Annotated in this window: 5 protein-coding genes; 1 reads left to right on the top strand and 4 read right to left on the bottom strand. The window is 42.3% G+C overall.

Annotated features, from left to right (window positions below; translation table 11 throughout):
• Positions 1-380: 380 nt before the first annotated feature.
• A complete protein-coding gene (locus tag QL989_RS12755) occupies positions 381-728 on the top strand; it encodes a hypothetical protein (RefSeq protein ID WP_290170693.1) in 348 nt (115 codons plus the stop codon).
• A 106-nt stretch (positions 729-834) separates the two neighbouring features.
• Here the strand turns inward: QL989_RS12755 and metH are convergent, their stop codons facing one another.
• From metH to QL989_RS12735, 4 genes are all read right to left on the bottom strand, one after another.
• Entirely contained in the window at positions 835-3465 is a 2631-nt protein-coding gene (metH, locus tag QL989_RS12750) for a methionine synthase (RefSeq protein WP_290170692.1), read from the bottom strand.
• Between the two features lie 10 nt (positions 3466-3475).
• Positions 3476-4546, bottom strand: coding sequence for a homocysteine S-methyltransferase family protein (locus tag QL989_RS12745; protein WP_178955385.1), 1071 nt, complete (start codon positions 4544-4546; stop codon positions 3476-3478).
• Complete coding sequence (metA, locus tag QL989_RS12740; protein ID WP_008111930.1) at positions 4536-5483, bottom strand: homoserine O-succinyltransferase; 948 nt, start codon at positions 5481-5483, stop codon at positions 4536-4538. Before metA ends, QL989_RS12745 begins: the two co-directional genes overlap by 11 nt.
• A gap of 193 nt (positions 5484-5676) precedes the next feature.
• Positions 5677-6327, bottom strand: coding sequence for an outer membrane beta-barrel protein (locus QL989_RS12735; protein WP_290170691.1), 651 nt, complete (start codon positions 6325-6327; stop codon positions 5677-5679).
• Positions 6328-6538: the final 211 nt, after the last annotated feature.

Below are 6538 nucleotides of genomic sequence, written 5' to 3'. Positions count from 1 at the left end.
ATTTATTCTTGTAGGCGCACTTGTTGAAGGAACAGCTATGTGTTTAATTTATACTAATAGGATAACTAAAAAATTATAGCTAGTCTAAGAATTGCTTATAAAGCACATGACGAAAACCGTATAAAGTTTAACCGTGATTTATTTGTATGCCTTATTTAAATGATGATTAAAGGGAATTTAATGAAACCGAAAAATTAGCGTTAAGTAAAAATATTAAGGGTGTCTTTTTATTTGTTTTATTTTTTATCATCACCATAGTTTTACCGATTGCATCATATAATGAATTGGTATTTGTCTTTGAGGCGTTAAATAAGCACCCTCTGATTTTTAATGAGAAAAGTTTTAGTGCGTGTTTAATTTTATATACGCCAGCATTTGCAATGCTTACTCGACTGATATTCTTAAAAGTAAGAAATATTGAAATAAAACCAGAACTTCTAATAAAATGGTATAAGCTCTGCGGGGTTACTCTGATTTTACTATTGATTTCAGTTCCTACTTATACCTACTTTATTGAAAGTAAAATTAAAAGTGAAGGCTACACTATTTGTAATTCCTATAGCACTTCTAGGGGGGCAGATATTTGGGTTACCTCTCAACACTACTGCATTGAAAAAGGTTATAGAGTCAGCGAAGAAATAACAGATTGGTTAAAACAACAAACGACTGAGCCAACACCAGAAGATGTTATAAAAAAAGTAGATGAGCTACTCGCCAATAACTCTTAATAATTTTTTATGTATAATTTAAAAAACGAGCCTAACTTGGCTCGTTTTTGTTTTACTGATAGCTGACAGCTAAAAACTGACCGCTTCGCTATTTAACCTTTCGCTTTTACTCTGGCTCATACCCCAAGTTAGGCGATAACCACCTTTCGGCTTCTGCGAGCATCATATTTGTTCGCTTAGCGTAGTCTTCAACCTGATCTTTTTGCACTGCTGCTACAGCGTAGTACTTAGCCTCTGGGTGTGAGAAGTACCAACCCGAAACCGCGGCCCCTGGCCACATGGCGTACGAGCTGGTGAGCTGCATACCAATACGTTTTTCGGTATCGAGCAACTGCCAAATTTTCTTTTTCTCGGTGTGCTCTGGGCACGCTGGGTAACCAGGCGCTGGGCGAATACCTTGGTAGTTTTCGCGTATTAGCTCATCGTTACCTAGGTTTTCATCCGGTGCATAACCCCAATACTCTTTACGCACCTGCTCGTGCAAGTATTCAGCAAAGGCCTCGGCAAGCCTATCAGCAACCGCTTTTACCATTATTTTATTATAGTCATCTTGCTTGGCATCGAACGCATTGGCGAGGTCGTCTTCTTCTAAACCGCCTGTTACCGCAAACGCACCAAAGTAATCGGGTGTGCCTTTTGGCGCAATGTAATCGGCTAGGCAGTAGTTAGCAAAGTCGGTCTTTTCGGTTTGCTGGCGTAAATGACATGAGGTAGTTAATAGCTCTTTGCGGGTTTCGTCGGTGTAAATTTCTATATCATCGCCCACACGGTTTGCTGGGAATAAACCAATAACACCTAATGGTTGCAAAGTGCCTGACTTTTCAAGCTCATCGAGCATATCGTTGGCGTCTTTAAATAGACTTTGTGCTTGTTCGCCCACTACTTCGTCGGTTATTATGCGCGGATATTTACCGGCGATTGACCAGGTCATAAAGTACGGCGTCCAGTCTATGTATTTGCGTAAAGTCGCGATTGATACATTTTTAAACTCAGTCACGCCCAGCTTTTTAGGCACGGGTGGCGTGTAGTTATCCCAATCGAGTTTTGCAGCATTATCGCGGGCGCGCTGTATGGTAACTGGTTTTGAGCGCGGCTTTTTGCGTGCTTGTTGTTCGCGTACTTTGTCGTACTCGGCGCTGGTTTTAGCTAAAAACTCTGCTTTATGCTCTTTTGATAATAAATTAGACACCACACCCACGGCGCGGCTGGCATTATTTACATACACCACGCCTTTGTCGTACTGCGGCTCTATTTTTACTGCGGTATGCGCTTTTGAGGTGGTTGCCCCGCCAATCATTAGCGGCAGCTCAAAGCCACGACGCTTCATTTCTTTGGCAACATGTACCATTTCATCAAGCGATGGGGTAATTAAGCCCGAAAGGCCTATAATATCGGCTTTTTCGTCAATTGCTGTTTGCAGTATTTTATCGGCAGGTACCATTACGCCTAAGTCGATTACTTCGTAGTTATTACATTGCAGTACTACGCCTACAATGTTTTTACCTATATCGTGCACGTCACCTTTTACGGTAGCCATAACAATTTTACCGTTGGTCGCGCCCTCTTCTTTTTCGGCTTCAATGAATGGGTCAAGGTAAGCGACCGCGCGTTTCATTACCCGAGCCGACTTAACCACTTGGGGTAAAAACATTTTACCCGCGCCAAATAAATCCCCAACCACGTTCATGCCGTCCATGAGTGGCCCTTCAATCACGTGAATAGGTTTATCTGCGCCAGCACGGCACTCTTCTGTGTCTTCATCTATAAAGGTGGTTATGCCTTTTACTAGGGCATGCTCTAGGCGTTTTTCAACCGACCAAGTGCGCCATTCTAAATCTTCTACGCGCTCAGCTTGCGCCATGCCTGAATATTTAGGTGCAAGTTCAACAAGGCGCTCACCTGCACCTGGGTCGGTGTTAAGAATTACGTCTTCTACGGCTTTACGAAGTTCTTCGGGGATGTCGTCGTAAACCGCAAGTTGCCCTGCGTTTACTATGCCCATATCCATACCCGCTTTTATCGCATGGTATAAAAATACCGAGTGAATCGCTTCGCGTACCGGATTATTACCTCTAAATGAAAACGATACATTTGACACCCCACCCGAGACTTTACAGTGCGGTAAGTTTTGCTTAATGCGGCGTGTGCCTTCAATAAATTCTACGGCGTAATTGTCGTGCTCTTCTATGCCGGTGGCAACGGCAAATATGTTGGGGTCGAATATAATGTCTTCTGGCGGAAAACCAATTTCGTCAACCAAAATACGGTAGCTGCGCTCACAAATTTCAAACTTACGATCGGCGGTATCGGCTTGGCCGTCGGTATCAAACGCCATCACAACAGCGGCGGCGCCAAAGCGTTTTATAATTTTAGCTTGGCGAATAAACGGCTCTTCACCCTCTTTAAGTGAAATGGAGTTAACAATGGCCTTGCCTTGAATACACTTTAAGCCTGCTTCGATGACTTCCCACTTTGAGGAGTCGACCATAATAGGTACTTTAGAAATATCAGGCTCTGAGGCAATTAAGTTTAAAAACTTCACCATGGCCGCTTTTGAGTCCAGCATGGCTTCGTCCATGTTGATATCAATAACCTGGGCGCCATTTTCTACTTGTTCGCGGGCCACATTAAGGGCGGTCTCGTAGTCTTCTTCCATGATCAAACGTTTAAACATGGCCGAGCCAGTTACGTTAGTACGCTCGCCGACATTGGTAAATACTGCAATTTGTTGGGTCATTGGCGGCTCCTTAATTTAAGTTACAGGCTTCTAGGCCTGACAGACGCATGCGCACTTCAAGCTCTGGTAATTTTCGTGGTGCTGCGCCTTCAAGCCCTTTGGCAAAGGCACGAATGTGCGCAGGCGTAGTGCCGCAGCAACCGCCAACAATATTAATAAAGCCCGATTTACCCCAATCTATAATCTCTTTTGCCATGTCATCTGCTTCTAAATCGTATTCTCCAAACTCATTAGGTAAGCCCGCATTAGGGTGAACAGAGACAAAGGTTTCGCACACGCGTGATAGCTCTTCAACGTATTGGCGCAGTAAATCTGGCCCAAGAGCGCAATTTAAGCCAATTGAAAGCGGCTTAATATGGCGAATAGAGTTATAAAATGCTTCGGTGGTTTGCCCTGAAAGCGTGCGGCCTGAGGCGTCGGTGATAGTGCCTGATATCATCACTGGTAATGTACGCCCTGCTTGTTCAAACGCCTCTTCTACCGCGAATGAGGCGGCTTTTGCATTTAGGGTGTCAAATATGGTTTCGATAAGTATTAAATCAGCGCCGCCTTCCATTAATGCAAGAGTAGACTCCACATACGCAGTCACTAACTTATCAAAGGTGATATTACGATAGCCAGGGTCGTTTACATCCGGCGATAACGAACAGGTTTTAGATGTTGGCCCTAACACACCCGCTACATAGCGCGGTTTTTCTGGGGTTTTAGCGCTAAATTCATCACATACAGTACGGGCTAACTTAGCTGACTCTAAATTAACTTCACGGCTTATGCTCGCCATGTCGTAATCTTCCATCGAAATAGTGGTCGAGTTAAAGGTGTTAGTTTCGATAATATCGGCACCGGCGGCTAAAAAACTGCGGTGTATATCAGTAATTATTTCAGGCTTGGTTAGGCTTAATAAATCGTTATTACCTTTAATAAGCACGTGCCAATCTTTAAAACGTTCACCACGGTAGTCTTGCTCTTCAAGCTTATGCGCTTGGATCATGGTTCCCATTGCACCATCTAAAATTAAAATACGCTGTTTGAGCGCAGCGCTTAGCTGTTCATGCTTATTGTTTTGAGGATTATTCGGCATAGTTGTTAGTCCTTACGTCTTGGCTAACTAAGTTAATATCATAGGGTGTGGTTTGGTAAACGTAATAATTTAACCAGTTTGAAAACAGTAAAAACGCGTGGCTTTGCCATGTTTTAGACGGTTGTTTGCTGGCATCGTCATCAGGAAAATAGTTTTCAGGCTTTGGCGCATCGGGACTTTTTTGTAAATCGCGCTCATATTCGGCTTTTAAACTGTCGGCATCGTATTCGGGGTGGCCGGTAATAAACACTTGGCTGCCCGATTTATTTTTAAGCAAATACGCCCCTACTCGTTCAGAGCCCGCTAATACCACCAGCTCTTCACAGGCGTTTATTTTATTAATATCTATGTGGCCATAGCGTGAGTGGGGTACTAAAAAGGTATCGTCAAAGCCGCGGGTAAGTGCACCATGGGCAAAGTAACATTGATGGGTAAACACCCCGCAGAGTTTATTGTCTTTTAAATCGCGCTTTAAATTATAACGGTGGTATAAGGCCGCGTGGGCAGCCCAGCACGAAAACAAGGTAGAAGTTACATGTTGCTCGGCCCAATCAATAATTACTTTGAGCTCTTCCCAATACGCTACTTCTTCATACTCTAGATGTGCGAGCGGTGCACCGGTAATTAACAGTGCATCGTAGTTGTTGTTTTTTACTTCTGAGAAATAACGATAAAAAGTATCTAAGTGTTGCTCTGAGTTGCTACTACTGCGGTGCGTATCAAGGCGCAATAGCTCAACATTTACTTGCAGCGGAGAGTTAGCCAACAAGCGAATAAACTGTACTTCGGTTTCTACTTTATTAGGCATCAGATTAAGAATAGCCAAACGCATAGGGCGTATTTCTTGGGTTTTTGCACGCGTTTTTGGCATTACAAACACGTTTTCATGACGTAAACGTGCAATAGCTGGCAATTCGTCTTCTACTGTAATTGGCATTCTTAAAGCTCCTGCTCATAAAAACCGAGAGTTAATACGCCCTCATTATGAACAGAATGCCAAAAATATCAACCTCTAGATGTATGGATGTCTAAATGAAATTTAGGATAGTAAACGAAATTTATAGAAGCACTTAGAATTATTAAGTAATATTTTTTGAGTTGCGCTACCAGAGTCAGTAGCGCATGCGGTTTTAAAAACGATAATTTATAGAAAAGTTAAGAGCATAGATATTACCTTGAATTGCATCAAAATACTGGTATTCTGCACTTGCCTGCCAGCGTTGGCTTAACATGTAATCAACCCCCGCCCCAAATGTTTTGCCATCCTTATCGTAATTTTCCTCTGTAATGAGAAACTGATTTGTGTTTGAGCCAATAACTTCTTTTGCAAAACGGCTGTAGTCATCGTTATAGCTCAACTTATTTCTAGCGTATCCCGCAAATAAAAATACACCAACTCGGGAAGAAACTGGGTAATTAGCTTTTAAAAATATGCTTGTTTGTAATTGTAAGCCGGAACCAACTTGAGTATGTACAGGTTCGGAAGTAATTTTTCCTGTCAATGGTTCTTGAGTATAAACATCCCCATTTAATGGCGTTGGCTCCTCATTTAAACCAATACCCAAACGCCCTTCTAGTGCAAAATATGGTGAAAACTGATAACCTACTTGAGTATAAAACGTTGTAAACTGCAGGCTATCCCCTTCGTAAACATCGAATTCGGTAGAGCCTAAGCCGAACCCTTGATAAGGTCCATTCACTCGCATTATCTCAGCGTTACTCGCAACTGAGTACCCTCCCAAAATTATTGCGCTTAGGGATACAAGCCATTTTAATTTCATAATTATTCCTTTAGTTTAGTATCTGGTGATGTTTTAAATACCTTTTATAAACGCCTAAACGCTCAATATAAAAATTCAAGTTGTGTTACGACAAAAGTGAAACCAAATTACAGCTCTAAAATTAAGATGTGCGCTTTTAAGAAAACGCAAATCAAGTTAGACTTAAACTTATTCATTATATTTTTCTTCTAAACAACTGTTAACACTATGC

It is taken from the genome of Pseudoalteromonas sp. APC 3224, from assembly GCF_030407535.1.
In the GTDB taxonomy this organism is placed as follows: Bacteria; Pseudomonadota; Gammaproteobacteria; order Enterobacterales; family Alteromonadaceae; genus Pseudoalteromonas.
Note: the sequence above shows the minus strand (reverse complement) of the source record. Positions and strands in the feature narration are given on the sequence as shown.